The organism is Scytonema sp. UIC 10036, assembly GCF_009725235.1.
Genome location: NZ_WJFC01000102.1, coordinates 1 through 16,606, shown reverse-complemented (window position 1 = coordinate 16,606; position 16,606 = coordinate 1). Strand labels below are relative to the sequence as shown.

The 16,606-nt window shown below is 42.9% G+C and carries 15 protein-coding genes and 2 pseudogenes; 8 read left to right on the top strand and 9 right to left on the bottom strand.

Annotated elements, in window-relative coordinates; translation table 11 throughout:
* Window positions 1-23: 23 nt before the first annotated feature.
* Window positions 24-968, top strand: coding sequence for an alpha/beta hydrolase (locus F7734_RS35655; RefSeq protein WP_155749226.1), 945 nt, complete (start codon window positions 24-26; stop codon window positions 966-968).
* A gap of 65 nt (window positions 969-1,033) precedes the next feature.
* Window positions 1,034-1,429 carry a VOC family protein gene (locus F7734_RS35650; RefSeq protein WP_155749225.1) on the top strand — a complete coding sequence of 132 codons (396 nt, stop codon included), beginning with the start codon at window positions 1,034-1,036 and terminating at the stop codon, window positions 1,427-1,429.
* Between the two features lie 561 nt (window positions 1,430-1,990).
* Here the strand turns inward: F7734_RS35650 and F7734_RS35645 are convergent.
* On the bottom strand, window positions 1,991-2,614 hold the full coding sequence (locus F7734_RS35645) for an HPF/RaiA family ribosome-associated protein (RefSeq protein WP_155749224.1): 624 nt from the start codon (window positions 2,612-2,614) through the stop codon (window positions 1,991-1,993).
* A 108-nt stretch (window positions 2,615-2,722) separates the two neighbouring features.
* A complete protein-coding gene (locus tag F7734_RS35640) occupies window positions 2,723-3,385 on the bottom strand; it encodes a phosphoribosyltransferase (protein WP_155749223.1) in 663 nt (220 codons plus the stop codon).
* Window positions 3,386-3,657: 272 nt separating this feature from the next.
* On the opposite strand from F7734_RS35640, the gene F7734_RS35635 reads away from it, so the two are divergent.
* On the top strand, window positions 3,658-5,037 hold the full coding sequence (locus F7734_RS35635) for an NAD(P)/FAD-dependent oxidoreductase (protein ID WP_243147265.1): 1,380 nt from the start codon (window positions 3,658-3,660) through the stop codon (window positions 5,035-5,037).
* A 50-nt stretch (window positions 5,038-5,087) separates the two neighbouring features.
* Here the strand turns inward: F7734_RS35635 and F7734_RS35630 are convergent, their stop codons facing one another.
* From F7734_RS35630 to F7734_RS35620, 3 genes and pseudogenes are all read right to left on the bottom strand, one after another.
* Window positions 5,088-5,786, bottom strand: coding sequence for a Uma2 family endonuclease (locus F7734_RS35630; protein WP_155749222.1), 699 nt, complete (start codon window positions 5,784-5,786; stop codon window positions 5,088-5,090).
* Window positions 5,787-5,983: 197 nt separating this feature from the next.
* Window positions 5,984-6,580 (bottom strand): annotated as a pseudogene (recR, locus tag F7734_RS35625) (recombination mediator RecR); the annotation flags it as partial.
* 96 nt (window positions 6,581-6,676) lie between these two features.
* A complete protein-coding gene (locus tag F7734_RS35620) occupies window positions 6,677-7,027 on the bottom strand; it encodes a histidine triad nucleotide-binding protein (RefSeq protein ID WP_155749220.1) in 351 nt (116 codons plus the stop codon).
* Between the two features lie 61 nt (window positions 7,028-7,088).
* On the opposite strand from F7734_RS35620, the gene F7734_RS35615 reads away from it, so the two are divergent.
* From F7734_RS35615 to F7734_RS35605, 3 genes and pseudogenes are all read left to right on the top strand, one after another.
* Window positions 7,089-8,618 carry a YifB family Mg chelatase-like AAA ATPase gene (locus F7734_RS35615; RefSeq protein WP_155749219.1) on the top strand — a complete coding sequence of 510 codons (1,530 nt, stop codon included), beginning with the start codon at window positions 7,089-7,091 and terminating at the stop codon, window positions 8,616-8,618.
* 73 nt (window positions 8,619-8,691) lie between these two features.
* A pseudogene (locus tag F7734_RS35610) lies at window positions 8,692-8,853 on the top strand (helix-turn-helix domain-containing protein); the annotation flags it as partial.
* A 47-nt stretch (window positions 8,854-8,900) separates the two neighbouring features.
* Window positions 8,901-9,941, top strand: a complete 1,041-nt coding sequence (locus F7734_RS35605) for a HAMP domain-containing sensor histidine kinase (RefSeq protein ID WP_155749247.1) — start codon at window positions 8,901-8,903, stop codon at window positions 9,939-9,941.
* 7 nt (window positions 9,942-9,948) lie between these two features.
* Here F7734_RS35605 and F7734_RS35600 read toward each other — a convergent pair whose 3' ends face one another.
* Window positions 9,949-10,257, bottom strand: a complete 309-nt coding sequence (locus F7734_RS35600) for a DUF3368 domain-containing protein (protein WP_243147264.1) — start codon at window positions 10,255-10,257, stop codon at window positions 9,949-9,951.
* Between the two features lie 175 nt (window positions 10,258-10,432).
* On the bottom strand, window positions 10,433-10,687 hold the full coding sequence (locus tag F7734_RS35595; protein ID WP_155749218.1) for a UPF0175 family protein: 255 nt from the start codon (window positions 10,685-10,687) through the stop codon (window positions 10,433-10,435).
* Between the two features lie 71 nt (window positions 10,688-10,758).
* On the opposite strand from F7734_RS35595, the gene F7734_RS35590 reads away from it, so the two are divergent.
* A complete protein-coding gene (locus F7734_RS35590; protein WP_155749217.1) occupies window positions 10,759-11,571 on the top strand; it encodes a hypothetical protein in 813 nt (270 codons plus the stop codon).
* Window positions 11,555-11,722 (top strand): hypothetical protein, encoded by a 168-nt coding sequence (locus F7734_RS35585; RefSeq protein ID WP_155749216.1) that lies wholly within the window; start codon window positions 11,555-11,557, stop codon window positions 11,720-11,722. The genes F7734_RS35590 and F7734_RS35585 overlap by 17 nt, the downstream gene beginning before the upstream one ends.
* 338 nt (window positions 11,723-12,060) lie before the next feature.
* On the opposite strand, the gene F7734_RS35580 is transcribed toward F7734_RS35585, so the two are convergent.
* Complete coding sequence (locus tag F7734_RS35580) at window positions 12,061-12,690, bottom strand: Uma2 family endonuclease (RefSeq protein ID WP_155749215.1); 630 nt, start codon at window positions 12,688-12,690, stop codon at window positions 12,061-12,063.
* Window positions 12,691-12,938: 248 nt separating this feature from the next.
* Window positions 12,939-16,493: an excinuclease ABC subunit UvrB gene (gene uvrB, locus F7734_RS66365; protein ID WP_155749214.1), complete on the bottom strand. Its 3,555-nt coding sequence runs from the start codon at window positions 16,491-16,493 to the stop codon at window positions 12,939-12,941.
* Between the last annotated feature and the right edge of the window lie 113 nt (window positions 16,494-16,606).

Below are 16,606 nucleotides of genomic sequence, written 5' to 3'. Positions count from 1 at the left end.
TTGTAGCATGATGAGGTTGAACAATGTTTTTACCACCTGGATTTGGCAGTCGCTCCATTATGACCAAGTTTGGCAAGATGGTTTACTACACGGCTCAGGGAGAACCGTGGGACGATCGAAGTGAAGACTCAAAAGAAACGCTAGTCTTTCTGCATGGCTTCGGTGGTGGCTCCTCTGCCTATGAATGGTCAAAAGTTTATCCGGCTTTTGCAGCAGAGTATCGCATTTTGGTACCCGATTTAATTGGTTGGGGACGGTCCGATCGCCCTGCTCGCAGTTATCAAGCGGAGGATTACATTACGATCGTTACAGAATTCATAGAGCAGACCTGTCAAGCTCCCACTACGGTGATTGCTTCAGCATTAACGGCGGCATTCACAATTCGGGCTGCGATCGCTCGTCCTGAATTATTTAAGTCGTTGATTTTGACTACAGCAGCTGGTTTAGCCGAGTTCGGACAAGACTACCGTAATAGCGGTTTCGCCCAATTTGCCCAATCAATCAACATTCCATTTCTCAATCAACTGCTTTACGGCACAGGGGTTGCCAATAGTTTCGGTGTTCGTGGTTTTTTAGAACAACGCCAATTTGCCAAGCCAGAGCAAATTTATCCCGAAATTGTTGAGGCATATGTTCAATCTGCTCAACAAGGCAATGCGGAGTATGCAGCACTCTCTTTTGTTCGAGGAGATTTGTGCTTTGATTTGTCACAGTACATCACAAAGCTAAAGGTTCCTACCGCAATTATTTGGGGTCAAGGATCTGAATTTACGAGTCCTGATATCGGTCGCCGTCTGGCGGAAATGAATCCGCAAGCAATTCGCATCTTTTACCAGATGAATGATGTAGGATTGACGCCTCAGTTGGAGCTACCTGCGGTTACAATCGGTTTGATTCACCAGTTTTTGCCGTTACTTGAAAAGCACGGCAAGACCCAGTCAGTTGATGTAGAGATGTTGCCAGCTTAAAAATTGCTGTCATCAAAAATGCTTCACCAATCTGCGTCCAATCCTTACGATGCAAGAGGTCTTTTATGATGCAAGGAAAAACTTTGCGTGTTGCTCGCCCAACCGATAACCTTGAACTAGTACTGAAATTTTATACAGATGGTTTGGGATTAGAAATTTTATACTCCTTTAAAAACCATGATGAATTCGATGGTGTCATGGTTGGAATCCCAGGTGCAGCATATCACTTTGAGTTTACCCATCATCACGGACACTCTGTTAGTCGTGCTCCTACTGAAGATAATTTAATTGTTTTTTACTTTCAAGATCGACAAGAATGGCAGCAAGCGATTGAGAGAATGAAGATCAATGGATATGAACCTGTAAAATCCTATAACCCATACTGGGATAGGAACGGAGCGACATTTGAAGATCCTGATGGTTACCGCGTGGTTTTACAAAATGATTCTTGGGATCTGTAAAGCAGCTTTAGAAATTTCCAAGGAACTGGACTTTAGACGACTTCTATCCCGTTTGAAAATTACTTAATTAAATGAACCGCAAAGAGCACGAAGGAAAAAGAAAAAGAAGATAGGTAATCTTATACCGGAAAGGGAGTAGTACTTGACCGCGTTGATTTTGAGGAGTTGCCAGACCCCCGACTTCTTAAAAAAGTCGGGGATCTAAACTAACTTCTCCCATCCGAATTAATGTGACCGCTCGCGGGTCATTGGTCATTGGTCATTGGTCACCGGTCACTGGTTCTTTGTGTCAATTAATTTGCTCCAAAGGATGCGGTCTATATCTTTCTTAGCCTTGTTTTTGAGTCTCAGCCATTAAACATTACTCCATCGACGTTCAGGACTACTCGGATAAGAATTTTTGTGGGTTGGACTCACGGTGGAGAAACTCAACAAAGGCATGGAAATGTTGGGTTTCGTTCCTCAACCCAACCTACGTATTTTCTGTTGGTTGTCCTTGTTTTTGAGTCTCAGCTATTGAACATTACTCCATCGACTGTTAAGTTGAATACACAAATTGAGTTAATAGCCTAATGGCGGTTCAATTAGGGTTTGTTCTGACTTGCCAGCATTAGCTCCGGGCTTGTCTACAATTTGCACTGTAGATGCTTGGGGTCCTTCTTCTCCCATAACCATAGAAAAACGAACACCCGTACCTATTGCTATACGGTCAAAGTCATTATTAAGGACACTGTTGCGATGGAAGTAAATTTCTTGACCATCTAAGGCTCTAATGAAGCCATATCCATCCTCACGAAATAATTTGGTCACAAGTGCTGTTGTTTCGTCTGCATCTGTGTGAGTTTGAGATTTATCGCTCTCTTGCTGTTTTTCGTTGAGTTTTTTCAACTGAGTGACAGCCGCTTTAAATGCATCTCGAATCACCGCTTCTACAGGCGCATATTGGTTGTCATCTGCGGGATTACTTTCTGCCACAAGTTCATGACCGGGTGGTACAGTCATATCGATTCGCACTCGGTAAGGAGAACCACTACGCGGGCGATCGTGAATCTTTTCAATTGCGATGTGGCAGCTACTAATGTGATTGCAAACCTGCTCTAACTTGCCAACTTTTTCGTTGACTAAATTATCAAGAGCATTTGTTTTATCGACATTGCGATAAGTAATCTCTGGTGCTACTTTCATATTGTTGTTATTAGTTCTTATCTACTAGCCATTAGCAATTAGCCATTAGCAATTAGCTCTTAGCAATTAGCCATTAGCAATTAGCAATTAGCCATTAGCAATTAGCTCTTAGCAATTAGCCATTAGCCATTCTTTATTTGCAGCTTTATGTAATAGGTTACGAACCTCTTCATCCGTTGTTTGCGGAAAATCGTCGTACCACAAGCCAACGCTGTAGAAGGGGTTTGGTGTTAACCCACAGATGATTTCATCTACTTTAGCTGCAAACTCGTCGCGAGTTTCCATTGCGGACACAGGTACAGCAATAACTGTTTTGGCAGGGTTGTATTTTTGCAATGCCATAACAGCAGCACGCATTGTAGCACCTGTCGCCAAACCATCATCCACCAAAATCACAGTCCGTTCGTGCAGTTCTGGAAAAGGACGATCGCCTCGATAAAGGTGTTCGCGGCGCTCTAGTTCTTGCTGTTCTTTTTCTGTGACTTGGTCTATTTCTGCTTCGGATATGTGTAGCGATCGCACAATATCTTCATTTAAGACCCTTACCCCTCCAGAAGCGATTGCTCCCATTGCCAGTTCTCTTTGGTCTGGTACACCCAGTTTGCGTACTACAAAAATATCTAAGGGAGTATTTAAGGTTTTGGCTATTTCAAAAGCGACAGGTACACCTCCACGTGGAAGCCCTAACACCAAGGTATCTGGACGATTCGCATAAGCAGCCAATTCCTTTGCTAACAATTGACCTGCTTGTGTTCTGTCTTTAAATCGCATGGTGTTACGCTCCTTTATCCGAATTAATGAGTCTTAGGTTTTCACTCGCATCTTATCTGGACAGTTAAATTCGTCGTGTTGCACTTTTCCTTCCAATGAATCGCGAGCCATCGCTAAGCGGTCGGTATCTCTCATGCTTTGTTTGTAGTTTTAAGGTTCTAGATCGATATTAGAAATCTCAAAATGCTCTTTCCTCTGACTAATGGAAGGTTGTGCCTTTTTTATCAGTATGCTGAACGAATGAAATAGGTTTGAAAATTAGGGATGAGGGCATGAGGAAGACTTCTAAGCGCGAGTTCCAAGCTCCTGCTACCATTAAAATATCATTTCAGCCAATCGCAATTGCTTTATCGTCAAAAAACGTCACAGGATTTAAGCGCATGCCACTTCAAACTATTGTCGTTGGTGCAGGATTAGCAGGGCTGAGTGCAGCCTATGAATTGGTACTTGCAGGTCAGGAAGTACAAGTTTTTGAAGCACAAGAGCGTCTGGGGGGTCGAGTCCATACCGTAGAACTGAGCGCCGGACAGTATGGCGATTTGGGTGCTGAGTTTGTTGACGATCTCCATACTGCTTTAATGGCTTATGCTGCTTCTTTTGGTCTCAAACTCGATCCTGCTTGCCAATTTCCCAATGACTTGTACTGGTATGATGGGGGAATGCTCAAAAATCAGGAGTCTTTTAGCGCAGAACAACGGGCTGCTCAGATAAGTTTATTTGAAAAGCTTCAACTTCTGGTTGAAAAGCAATACGATCCACAGCGAACTCTTGATGAGTGGTTGGAGACAAACGAACTAGCGCCTTTTGCCAAATGGATTGCTCGTTTATCAGCACGATCGCTTTTTGCCACTGACCCGGAGTTAATTGGTATAGGATTTTTTGCTTATTATTCTAACACGCTTGGCGCAAGTGGTTGCAATATGCGTGTTCGTGGGGGGAGTTCGCGTTTAGTTGATGCCTTAGCGAAAGTTTTGGGCGATCGAGTGCATATAAAGACCCCCGTGCGTCGAATTAAACAAACAGAGAACAATCTTGTAACTGTCAGTATTGAGACAGCAAATGGTTTAGTGGAGGCGAGTGCTCACAATGTTATAGTAGCGATTCCTTGGAGCGTGCTGCGTCAAATCCCGATAGATGCTCCTTTGACAAACTCCCAGCAAGTTGCCATTTTTCATTTGCCCTATGGGAGTTTGGTGAAGACACTACTGCAATATCCCTATCGCTTTTGGTCTAAACCCAACCTTGGGATAACGTTGCTGGATGCTGAATATCAAGTTATGTGGGAACCAAGTTTTGCACAAATGGGGACAGAAAGAATTCTTTCCTGTTTTAGTGGAGGGAGTCGAAGTAGAGAGTTATCTGAAAACGCAGTTGAGCGTGCGATCGCTACAGTACGTACTGTGTATCCTGAAGCACCTCAAATTTTGACTTCTCGTTCCTACGATTGGAGCGCTGATGAATGGGCAAAAGGCGCTTACTGCTACTTTAGACCCGGAGATTTAGCTCGCTTTGACCCACACCTAACGCAAAGAGCAGGTCAAATTTTCTTTGCAGGAGAGCATACGGCTCCTGTGGAGTATCGTGGTTATATGGAAGGTGCTATCCGCAGTGGTCACCGTGCTGCTCAACAAGTTCTTGAATCTCTCAAATGAGCCAGGGAGCTATTTGCTAAGAAGGGGTGATTGATTATTTTGCAGTTCCCTCAATCAACTCGCTCTGGGTCAATACCCAACTCTCTCAACCTCTGTGCCAACCTTTCAGCTCGTTGCCGTTCTTCTTCGGCTCGTTGCTCTGCCTGCTCGGCTCGTTGCAGTACCTCTTCTAAACGCCGAGAAATTTCTAAATAACTTGCAAATGGTTCTCCATTAGGACGGTACATCAATAACTCATTTCCAGACAAATCAAAGCGGATTTTTAATCTTGGGCTGACCCAATTATGTACCGGATCGATGACATCAAATCGCTCTGAAGAGCGCACCCAACCACTTAAATCATTTTTGTCAGGGTCGTATAAATAATATTCCTCAACACCATAGCGATCGTAAAATACAAGTTTCTTATTCATTTCTGTTTGAGTGTTCCCAGGAGAGAGTATTTCAAATACGACTTGTGGAGGAATGTTGCCCTCTTTCCACTGCATATAAGAACCCCTATCTCCTTTAGGAACGCCAAAGATAACCATAACGTCAGGGCCGATACGAATGTTATTATTCCCCTCAACTGGATACCACAGCAAGTCGCCCGCTACGAACACATCCAGTACGTTAGCAAACAGCCACTCTAAATTGTAGTAAATCACCGTAATCCAACGAAACTGCTTGGTATTATCTGACATTGGTTTACCGTCACTATCGGGGTAAATTATATCTGCTTTAGTGGTAGATTCTAGTTGAGTAACCATATGACTGATACCATTTTGGATTTTGGATTTTGGATTTTAGATTTTAGATTTTGGTTTGAGAAAGCCTTGCCTGGATTTATTGTCACCTAACTTGCCTACAGTTGGTGCTTTTTTTTAGCTTACAAATGGCAATTAACCAATGACCGACAATTAACCAATGACCAATGACCAATGACAAATGACAATTGACCATAAAACTAATCTAACTCTCGGCGTCCTTCCAAGGCTCTTGCTAAAGTCACCTCATCGGCATATTCCAAATCTCCACCTACAGGTAACCCAAAAGCAATTCGTGTAACTTTAGTAAATGGTTTTATAAGGTGACCGATATACAGTGTCGTTGTCTCACCTTCGACGCTGGGACTGATGGCTAAAATGACCTCATGAGGTTTTTGCTGGCTCACCCGTCTTACTAAAGGTTGGATAGTCAACTGTTCCGGACCAATGCCATCAATTGGGGAAATAACTCCGCCCAAAACATGATATTTACCTTTGTACTCACGGGTTTTTTCTAAGGCAATCACATCACGAGAATCAGCCACGACACAGAGAGTTGTATTATCGCGGTTTGCGTTGCGACAGATTTCACAAACAGGTTCAGAAGATAGGTGAAAGCAAACAGAACACAAGCCCACCTGCTTTTTTGCTTCTATGAGAGCGTGTGCCAAAGCCTCAACTTCTGCCTCTGGTCTTTTTATGATATGCAATGCCAATCGTTGGGCAGTTTTTGGACCTACTCCAGGTAAGCGTTGCAATTGCTCAATTAATCTTGCTAAGGGGCGTGCGTAAACCGTAGTTTTGTCTCCAAGTTTTTACTATACTATGATGACACCGAATTGAAAAAAGCGTCTCCTTGGGGAGGACGCTTCTATTGTAGTAGAAGTGCTCAATCAACCAGGAGGCCAAGACAACTGCCTTCCACCTAAAATATGTAAATGTAAGTGGTAAACAGTTTGACCGCCATCAGCATCCGTGTTTATAACGACACGATACCCATTAGTTAGCCCAGCTTCTTCAGCAACACGTTTAGCAGTTAATAATAGATGCCCTAGAAGGACAGCATCTTCAGAGCCTGCATCAGATAATTTGGGTATTGGTTTTTTAGGAATGATAAGAATATGAACGGGGGCTTGGGGATTGATATCTTTGAAGGCAAGCGCCAATTCATCTTCATAAACTATATTAGCTGGAATTTCCCGCCTAATGATTTTGCTGAAAATCGTTTCTGTAGTTTCACTCATGACAATTGATTAGTTGTTCTGCTAGAGATTTTATAACGATCTCTAATCAATATTGAGACTTATGCTAGCTAGAGTCTGGAGCGCGTCAATTGTCGGCATCGATGCCGTTAAAGTCGGCGTTGAAGTGGATGTGTCAGGAGGATTGCCGGGAATTGTCGTTTTGGGGCTGCCAGATCCCGCTATTCAAGAAGCTAAAGAAAGGGTTAAAGCAACTCTCAAGAACACTGGTTTTGCTTTTCCCATACGAAAAATAGTGATTAATCTTACGCCTGCGGATTTACGAAAGGAAGGTCCGTGTTTTGATTTACCAATGAGTGTGGGAATTTTAGCGGCTTCCCAACAAGTCAGTGCTGAGTTATTAGGTGATTATCTTTTTCTGGGTGAGGTGTCTTTGGATGGTAGCCTTCTTCCGGTTGCTGGTGTCTTGCCGATCGCTTCTGCTGCTCAAAAGATGGGCATTGCAGGTTTAGTTGTTCCTGCGGACAATGCACAGGAAGCTGCTTTAGTTGAAGGATTGGCAGTTTACGGCTTTAAAAATTTGTCTGAAGTCATTGGTTTTTTAAACAATCCCAAGCGATACAAAGCCGTGCAGTTAGATAATTTTGTAGAAATATTACGTTCAACTTCAGGACAAGCGGATTTAAAAGATGTGAAAGGGCAAGCTCATGCCCGCCGTGCTTTGGAAATTGCTGCGGCGGGTGGGCATAATTTAGTGTTTGTTGGTCCTCCGGGTAGTGGCAAAACCATGCTGGCACGTCGTTTGCCTGGAATACTACCAGGAATGCAATTGAAGGAAGCTCTGGAGGTAACTCGTATTTATTCCGTTGCAGGATTGTTAAAAAATCGGGGTTCTCTGGTTCGCGATCGCCCCTTCCGCAGTCCTCACCATTCTGCCTCTGGTTCTTCTTTGGTGGGTGGTGGTGGTTTTCCACGTCCCGGAGAAATTTCCTTAGCGCACAAGGGCATCCTGTTTTTGGACGAGCTCACCGAGTTCAAACGAGATGTTTTGGAGTTCTTGCGTCAGCCTTTAGAAGATGGGTATGTCACAATTTCCCGTGCCAGACATTCAGTTATGTTTCCCGCTCAGTTTACTTTAGTTGCCAGTACAAACCCCTGTCCTTGCGGTTATTACGGAGATACCATCCAAAACTGTACCTGTACGCCCAGGCAACGAGAGCAATACTGGGCTAAGCTTTCGGGTCCTTTAATGGATAGAATTGATTTGCAAGTTGCTGTAAGGCGTTTAAAACCAGAAGAGATTACCCAACAACCAACAGGAGAATCCTCTGAAATTGTGAGAGACAGGGTGCAACAGGCACGCGATATTGCAAATCGCAGATTCAAAAATGAAGCGAATTTATCAAGCAATGCACAACTGCAAAGCCGCCATCTTCAAAAATGGTGTAGTTTGGATGATAGCAGCCGCAATTTGTTAGAAGGGGCAATTAGAAAATTGGGTTTATCGGCAAGGGCGAGCGATCGCATTCTTAAGGTAGCACGGACAATTGCAGATTTGGCAGGGGATGATAACTTGAAACCTCAGTATGTTGCTGAAGCCATACAATATCGGACAATTGATAGAATGCAGTAAGGAAACACCAAAAAATAAATTATCCCAAATCCAAAATAAACGTGTAGGGCCGCTCTTGCCTTGCGCCCCTACCAAGATTTTCGGTAATGCATATTCTCATGAGCGGGTTGTTGATACCCATGTCGCACGACTCAGGAAAAAGATAGAACCCGATCCAGCCAGTCCAATCTTTGTTAAAACTGTGATTGGAGTCGGTTATAAATTTGAAGACCCGATCGTTCAAGACAAATTGTGAGTAAACTGAGCCTGCGTTATCGATTGCTATTTTCCCATATTGTTGTGATGCTAGCTGGGCTAAGTACTTTAGTCGTAGTTAGTAAATTATTCTCGTTTCATACTTTTGATTCGCACTTACACCGTCTGGAAGGACGAGGGTTTGACCTTGGTAAAATTCGCTACGAGCTAGTTGAGGAATTTGAAGAAACCTCAATGTGGGGAGCTTGGTGGTTATTTCTAACGAGTGTCACTGTAGCAAGTGGTATGAGTTACGTAATTGCCAAGCACATCCTCAAACCTCTTGTTGAGATGGAAAAAATTACCCAAAAGTTTGCTCAAGGAGATTTGAAAGCACGTGTACCTGAAACGGAAATCCCTGAGTTAAATCGCCTTGCCACTAGCTTTAACCGAATGGCATCACACCTAGAAGGTGTAGAACAGCGTCGTCGGGAACTTGTCGGAGACTTAACTCACGAACTGCGGACACCACTGACAATTTTAGAAGGTTATTTAGAGGGTTTGGCAGATGGAACAATTGAACCTTCAGCAGACGTATTTCAAAGATTAAGCAGAGAAACAACTCGATTGCATCGGTTAGTTAATGATACGCAAGAACTTTCCAAAGCTGAAGCCGGGTATTTACCTATTAATTTACAATCTTTCAATATACATCCACTACTCGTCTCTCTCATTCAAAGGTTCTCCGATCAACTTTTAGAAGAAGGTCCGGAGTTGCGTTTGGAGTGTCCCCCCAATCCTCCCTTAGTCTCCGCCGATCCCGAACGAGTCGAACAAATTTTGGTCAACCTACTTGGCAATGCAGTCCGATACACTGTTCAAGGTTCTATTACAGTGCGTGTTTGGAGCGAACCTTCCAAATTATGGATTGCAGTCATCGATACAGGTCATGGATTGAAAGCAGAAGATTTACCCTTTGTCTTTAATCGATTTTGGCGGTCAGAGCGATCGCGCATCCGCCATCCTACAGGAACTGGGATGGGTTTAGCTATCTCCCAGCGTCTTGTTCAATTACAGCAAGGTGAGATACAGGTAGAAAGCGAACTTAACAAAGGAAGTACCTTTCGATTCTCTCTACCATTAGCGTAGGGCTTTTTCAGAACGATTCATTAACAAGGCGCAGTGCTGCGCTTAAAACTTGTGGACTTACTCTAAATCCAATTTGAACTAGTTGCTCAAAAATAGGTTTAACCGCAGGTACTATACCTTCTTGCTTGGCTAGTAAAATAACACCTAAAGTACTGCGCACTGGAACTTTCAGGGCTAATGCTGCATTTTTGGCAGCCCGATCGTCCAAAATCGCTTCATAACCAGGATTGTTATATCCCCATGAAAGAACGTGGCTTTCTCCCAATCCCAAATCCCAAGAGGCGACTAGTGGATCGATTTGTTTTATTTCTCTCATCCAAAAAATTGCTTCGTTATTAAACTAAATTTTAGCTGGGTCATCCTTAGGTCCTGTATTAATCTCTTGGACGACTCCACTAGGAATTACAACCTCATCACAAAGCTGTAAGATAAGATTTATCTGGGAAATCTTGGCCAGAACTATCAGTGGAGAGGCATTAATCACCCACCGCCTACTCACGCATCAACTCCTCAGCCAATTCTTCAGGAGTTACTTGAAAGGGCGATACATTATAGCGCGAAAGGGCTTCCAGAAACTCTTGACGACTGACACCTGCTATCTCAGCAGCTTTTGATTGGGAGAGTGTTCCAACTTCATACCACTTGACAGCAGCAGCTAGGCGCATTTCTTGCACAAAAGTTTCTGGACTACTGCGTAGGGCTGAAAAAGCTGCTTCTGGAAGCTCAATGCTAATTTGCACAGTCATAAAACTTGCCTCTAGATATTTTAAAGGTAGCACTAAATATAGGGATCTTATTTAATTTTTAGACTATATGTATGGTAAGCGTTTACCAGCAGCCCTATAATGAAGCGATTGCTAATCAACTAGAAGCGTTTGTTACTATGGTCTCTACCTCTAACCTGCTAGAACCTTTTGATGAAGTAAACTCAATGCTGCGGCTAACAGGCGAAGGAGAGCCGGAGATTAAATTGCTCAAGGGAATCCAGTGGAGAACACAGCATACGCAACTGATATTTAAAGGCGCAGAATGGACGTTTTATACCGACGGCAGATTCTTCTTCACTGCTCCTGTGCAAACAGCCAACTCTAGTACAGAACTATTTACTATATGTGGGACTTACTCAAAGGTTGGTAATAAGTTTGCATTTGAGGGAGAGCGCCGAGTTGCGAGTTCTAGTATCTCATTAGACGGAACTATCTGTATCAACGGAGATAACATTGATTTAAATGTTATCTACACTAATTCAATTTACCAACGGCAGATTGCCAGAATTTCACAAAAGCTTGCCAAACAGCTTCAAGCAGTAGTTAATGCACCGAAAATAGAAAATAATCCCGTTTCTTTAAAGCAAAAGCCCGGTAGCGAAACTCTGACACTTGAAGAGGATGGGGTCTTGAAAATAAATAAATTTCAGGACATTAGTATATTTAGGGTATCTCTAGAAGGAAAAACAGAAGCGGGCTTTTTTGGTCCTCTCCCTGGTCTTCTTTACATTACACAAAGTTCGAGTTCTCAGAAACCCTTTGCCGTTGACCTTATGATTAATCCAAAATTGTTAGTCACAAACGGAGGTATTATTTGGAACTCCGAAGGTGAAGATCCAAATAGTCATGGGACAAAGAATTAAAAATTTTCAAGAGCAACTACAATTTGTCATTCAAGCAAAACAAGAAGGTCAAGCTAGGGTTGACCTGGAACTCCAGGAGATTGAATCTGCTTGTGAACAACTAGATGCTATTGAAAGAAAGCTCAGTGATTTTATGGCTGATTTGGCGTAAGAGGTTACTGTTTTTGTCCCATCAATAATACTGTTGACGAAGTTGAAAGAGGCATCCAGATTCCTCAATAGGATTTCACAAATGGCAAAATGGGCTTTCATCTCTCCACTGCGCCTACAGTATTCATTACTATTCATCCCAAATCCGCTTTTATAACCTCTTATCCCTAACGACTGGAAGTCGCGGTTAGACAAACAAAGTCCGTGAAGGCGGACTAAATCATAAGTGTGATTTGAACCATTGCGTGACCAAAATTTTGAACCATAGCTTGACCAACAATATGGGTTGAACCAGTTCGGGTCTCCACTATGATGCAGTGCCACTAAAGGAAAACTATATCAAACTGATGGACTGTTTCCTGCTTGAAAAATTTGCTCGGCAGTTAAGGTAAGCTCTGGAAATATTGGGGATTGGATACGGTCATTACCCCGAAACTTGCTGACGCGATACTCACCTTCATCCAAAACGCAAACCAAGATAGTAGGTTGTTTGGGCTTGCCAATAAACTCCCTACTGCCTAATGCAGCATAATCAACAATCCAGTATTCAGGTATTCCCATTTCTTCATAGTCAGCGTACTTTTTATGATAATCGTCACGCCAGTTAGTACTTACTACCTCAACTACCAAAGGAATCGACTGAACCAAAGTAATTATCGATTGCTTTTTCCAAATAGGTTCATTGACTAAATTAAGTCGATTTAATATCAAAATATCTGGTGAGTAACTAGACTCAATTTGAGGTGGTTGAACAAAAACTGTTTTGGGAATAAAGTACGGAAGATTGAGCCGACTATATTCTACAGACAATTTTGTCGCTAAAAATCCAACAACTTCTTCATGTTCACCAACTGGTAAAGGCATTTCAACAATCGCTCCTTGATGTAGTTCATAACGCCGTTCTGAGTTTTCTGGATACCAGGCGGCGAATTCTTCAACAGTAACTGGTTTTGGTAAAGTTTGAACCATGGTGCTTGCTTTATAAAATTACTTAGGACTGACGCAACTTCAATGGTATTTCAAGTTTTTACGCGTTGTAGATCCCCCCAACCCCAATATTACAAGGTATCTCGAATTTTTGTGGGTTGGGAGCGCTGTGGAGAAACTCAACAAATGCCTATAACTCCCCACTCCCTCAATGTTGGGTTTCGTTCCTCAACCCAACCTACTTCCTACTCCCCACTCCCTCAATGTTGGGTTTCGTTCCTCAACCCAACCTACTCATGTCCTACTAATTTGTCTCGAAGTTGCTTAATGCGATCGCGTAACTTTGCTGCTTCTTCAAATTCCAGTTTCTTTGCGGCTTCTTTCATTAATTCTTCTAGCTGAGTAATTACCTGTGGAATCTCTTCTAAGGGTAAATCGTCTACATTTTGTTCGATTGTTTCTAATTCAGTTGCGTTTAAGCGTCTTGAAACTTCTAAAAAAGATAAAATGGCATTTTTCGATTTTTTAACAATTGGTTTGGGTGTAATCCCGTGCTTTTCGTTGTAAGCTATCTGAATGCTGCGACGCCTTTCTGTTTCCGAAATAGCTTTGCTCATGCTGTCTGTCAAGTTATCGGCATATAAAATAGCTTGTCCTCGAATGTGACGTGCGGCTCTCCCAATAGTTTGAATCAAGGAGCGCTCTGCACGCAAAAATCCTTCTTTGTCAGCATCTAAAATTGCCACAAGGGAAACTTCCGGTAAATCTAAACCTTCCCGCAGCAAGTTCACACCTACCAAAACATCAAAATTCCCATCGCGCAAATCTTGTAAAATCTCAATTCGCTGAATTGAATTAATCTCTGAATGCAGGTATCTTACCCGAACGCTATTATCTTCTAGATATTCGGTTAAATCTTCTGCCATGCGCTTGGTTAATGTTGTAATTAGCACCCGTTCGCTGCGGTCAATTCTATCCCTAATCTCACCTAACAAATCATCAATTTGTCCTTCCGTAGGACGCACCATAATTTCTGGGTCAATCACTCCCGTTGGTCTGATTATCTGTTCCGCCACATGAGACTCAGAAATTTCCAATTCCCAGTCTCCTGGAGTTGCAGAAACAAAAATACACTGGTCTACCTTTGTCCAAAATTCCTCCGCTTTCAACGGACGGTTATCAGCAGCACTGGGAAGACGAAAGCCATGCTCGATTAACACTCGCTTTCGTGCTTGGTCACCGTTATACATTCCACGTATCTGGGGTACGGTGACGTGAGATTCGTCTATCACCAACAGCCAGTCTTTGGGAAAATAATCAATCAAACACTCTGGTGGTTCACCTGGTTGACGTCCTGCTAGGTGACGGGAATAGTTTTCTACACCGTTACAGTAACCGACTTCCCGTAACATCTCCAAGTCATAACGAGTACGCTGGTCTATACGTTGCGCTTCTAGTAATTTTCCGGCTTCCTCTAATTGTGCTTTGCGCTCTTTGAGTTCGGCGGCGATCGCATCACAAGCCGCCCCTAACCTGTCTTCTGGGGTGACAAAGTGACGTGCGGGGTAAATATTGATTGCTTCTACACTCTTAAGAATTTCACCTGTAACTGGATCGACGTAACGAATCGAGTCAATTTCATCACCAAAAAATTCTACACGAATGATTCGGTCTTCATATGCCGGACCTATTTCTAAAACATCTCCCCGAACCCGAAAACGTCCGCGACCAATTTCTAGATCGTTACGACTGTACTGAACTGATACTAAGTCTTTCAGTATTTCCCGTTGGTCTACTTCCATACCTACTTGAAAAGGAATGGAAGCTTTCAAGTATTCTGATGGAATTCCCAAACCGTAGATGCAGCTAATGGAGGCAACAACGATGACATCCCGCCGTTCAAAGAGCGATCGCGTTGCGGAGTGACGCAACATATCTATTTCATCGTTAATCGAAGCTGTTTTTTCTATATAAGTATCAGTAACGGGAATATAAGCTTCCGGTTGGTAATAATCGTAATAGCTGATAAAGTACTCAACTGCGTTATTGGGAAAGAATTCACGCAACTCGTTACAAAGTTGTGCAGCAAGAGTTTTGTTGTGAGCTAGGACTAGGGTGGGTTTCTTTATTTGACTAATCACGCTAGCGATCGTAAAGGTGTTGTGAACAAAAAAGCCACCATGTCCTGCTAAAAATGTTTCTGCCCCAGGCACGCAAAAATCATAGACATATGGATGTTGATACTCAACTTCCTCTACTGTAGCGATGGGTGTCCATCGTAACTTACATAACTGCTCCATAGCTTTCCACACCTGCCACCAAAGAGCAGTCAAGCCCTTTCTTTGCATTGCATTGACACGCAAAGTCTCAAGTAGCTGTATGAGTACTATCCGTCTTGGGCGACGCTTTCCAGTCTCAAACAATTGTACTGCACTACGGGAGATACCACTACTCTCACCTAACGATTTCACGCTCATACCAAGTTGGTTTCTTAGCCAACGAAGTTGTTCTCCATTTATCGGAACAACATCAACGTTGGAGTGTTCTGTATATTGCAGTTGTGCAGCTAAAGCTGTTTGTTTGTAAGTAATGGAAAAACCAACGAACTGCTGGAATCTTTTTAAGTCAGCTTGACCAGATACACAAACTTGGTAGTACCAATTGCCACTATGCTGAGAATTAGTGGCTCGCTTCCATTTACGGGCTATTCTTGCCCAAATGCCAAAGCATGAAAGCGCGTAAACTAAATCGGAAGCTAATTTCTGACTTGCGGTAGTTGCTGTAACAGCGCTACTCTTGGCTACTGTGCCATCACCATCGAAATAAGCTCGTAAGAGCTGTCCAAGTACTTCGGTTGGTAGTTGAGTCCAAAATTCAGGAAGATGTTTGTCTTTCGCTGTCTTACCACACAAACGAGCAAATAATTCAGCTAATGCAGTTGATGAAATTTGGTAGTCTGATGATGGTCGCACACTGAAGGGAATACCCAGTTGCGATAGGATAGCTTCAATATCCTGGCGCACAATTTCATTGCGGTTGGCTATTATTATGTAACCCCGTTGGTGGTTGCCCTCCGCAATATAGTAACCCATTAAGCGCAAAAACTCAGGGGTAAGTTTTTGTTGGGCAAGTAAACGATTGTGAGTAGATTTAGCACCAACGTATCCTTTAGTTGAGTCCCAATAACCTTCCAGATTATTTGTGCTGTGGTTAGTCACGTAAGCTAGGATTGCTTCTGGTGCTTCTACAAATAAACGTTTACCAGACAGAACAGCAAGAGTATCAAGGCTTTGTAAGTTGACATCTGCTAATAATTTTTCTGGCAAAGGCACGCAGTCTGTTACACGGGCTTCTGCCGTTTTGATAAGTTGCAGTTGTCCGTCTCGCAACACCCATAAATTATGGTCTCCAGTCAGTGTAGCACTTCGTCCACAAGCTGTTTGTAAACGGTACATTTTGCTAGGAGCACTGTGACGGATGAATGAGCGGATTTTGTATAGACCAACAGCACAAGTTTCTGGATTGAAGGATTGAGCATAATACTCAACTTCTGTACTGTTAGCGTCTAAGATAAGAGTATCTCCATGATGGCAGACTTTTTCTTTTGATTGTGCTATTAACCTATCGATAAGTTTGCCAATGGAGATGACTTGCAATCGGGTTTGCGAATGGTGTTTTTCAACGACAAACACCGGATCGTCGTGTCCCAAGCTTTTCCCTGTTCCCGTCGCACCTAGTAAAGTTTGATACCGATTGTCCTCATTGATGCTGGTAACAAGTTGGGCGATCGCACGAGGTTGGTCGCCTGTTGCTTGAAAGGGAGCCTGAAGACAAAACTCTTTCATAAATCTTGTGCTGAAAATACCTCATCCTATAGTAGCGGATACAGTACATATGTATGGCAATTGGGCATAGGGGATTGGGCATAGTTAAGAAATATATTAATTACCCCATGCCC

What these genes read in the sequence shown, in the direction of transcription:
- F7734_RS35655 (WP_155749226.1), top strand. Translation starts at nt 24, where the DNA reads ATGTTTTTACCACCTGGATTTGGCAGTCGCTCCATTATGACCAAGTTT.
- F7734_RS35650 (WP_155749225.1), top strand. Translation starts at nt 1,034, where the DNA reads ATGATGCAAGGAAAAACTTTGCGTGTTGCTCGCCCAACCGATAACCTT.
- F7734_RS35645 (WP_155749224.1), bottom strand. Translation starts at nt 2,614, where the DNA reads ATGAAAGTAGCACCAGAGATTACTTATCGCAATGTCGATAAAACAAAT.
- F7734_RS35640 (WP_155749223.1), bottom strand. Translation starts at nt 3,385, where the DNA reads ATGCGATTTAAAGACAGAACACAAGCAGGTCAATTGTTAGCAAAGGAA.
- F7734_RS35635 (WP_243147265.1), top strand. Translation starts at nt 3,658, where the DNA reads ATGAGGAAGACTTCTAAGCGCGAGTTCCAAGCTCCTGCTACCATTAAA.
- F7734_RS35630 (WP_155749222.1), bottom strand. Translation starts at nt 5,786, where the DNA reads ATGGTTACTCAACTAGAATCTACCACTAAAGCAGATATAATTTACCCC.
- F7734_RS35620 (WP_155749220.1), bottom strand. Translation starts at nt 7,027, where the DNA reads ATGAGTGAAACTACAGAAACGATTTTCAGCAAAATCATTAGGCGGGAA.
- F7734_RS35615 (WP_155749219.1), top strand. Translation starts at nt 7,089, where the DNA reads ATGCTAGCTAGAGTCTGGAGCGCGTCAATTGTCGGCATCGATGCCGTT.
- F7734_RS35605 (WP_155749247.1), top strand. Translation starts at nt 8,901, where the DNA reads ATGCTAGCTGGGCTAAGTACTTTAGTCGTAGTTAGTAAATTATTCTCG.
- F7734_RS35600 (WP_243147264.1), bottom strand. Translation starts at nt 10,257, where the DNA reads ATGAGAGAAATAAAACAAATCGATCCACTAGTCGCCTCTTGGGATTTG.
- F7734_RS35595 (WP_155749218.1), bottom strand. Translation starts at nt 10,687, where the DNA reads ATGACTGTGCAAATTAGCATTGAGCTTCCAGAAGCAGCTTTTTCAGCC.
- F7734_RS35590 (WP_155749217.1), top strand. Translation starts at nt 10,759, where the DNA reads ATGGTAAGCGTTTACCAGCAGCCCTATAATGAAGCGATTGCTAATCAA.
- F7734_RS35585 (WP_155749216.1), top strand. Translation starts at nt 11,555, where the DNA reads ATGGGACAAAGAATTAAAAATTTTCAAGAGCAACTACAATTTGTCATT.
- F7734_RS35580 (WP_155749215.1), bottom strand. Translation starts at nt 12,690, where the DNA reads ATGGTTCAAACTTTACCAAAACCAGTTACTGTTGAAGAATTCGCCGCC.
- uvrB (WP_155749214.1), bottom strand. Translation starts at nt 16,493, where the DNA reads ATGAAAGAGTTTTGTCTTCAGGCTCCCTTTCAAGCAACAGGCGACCAA.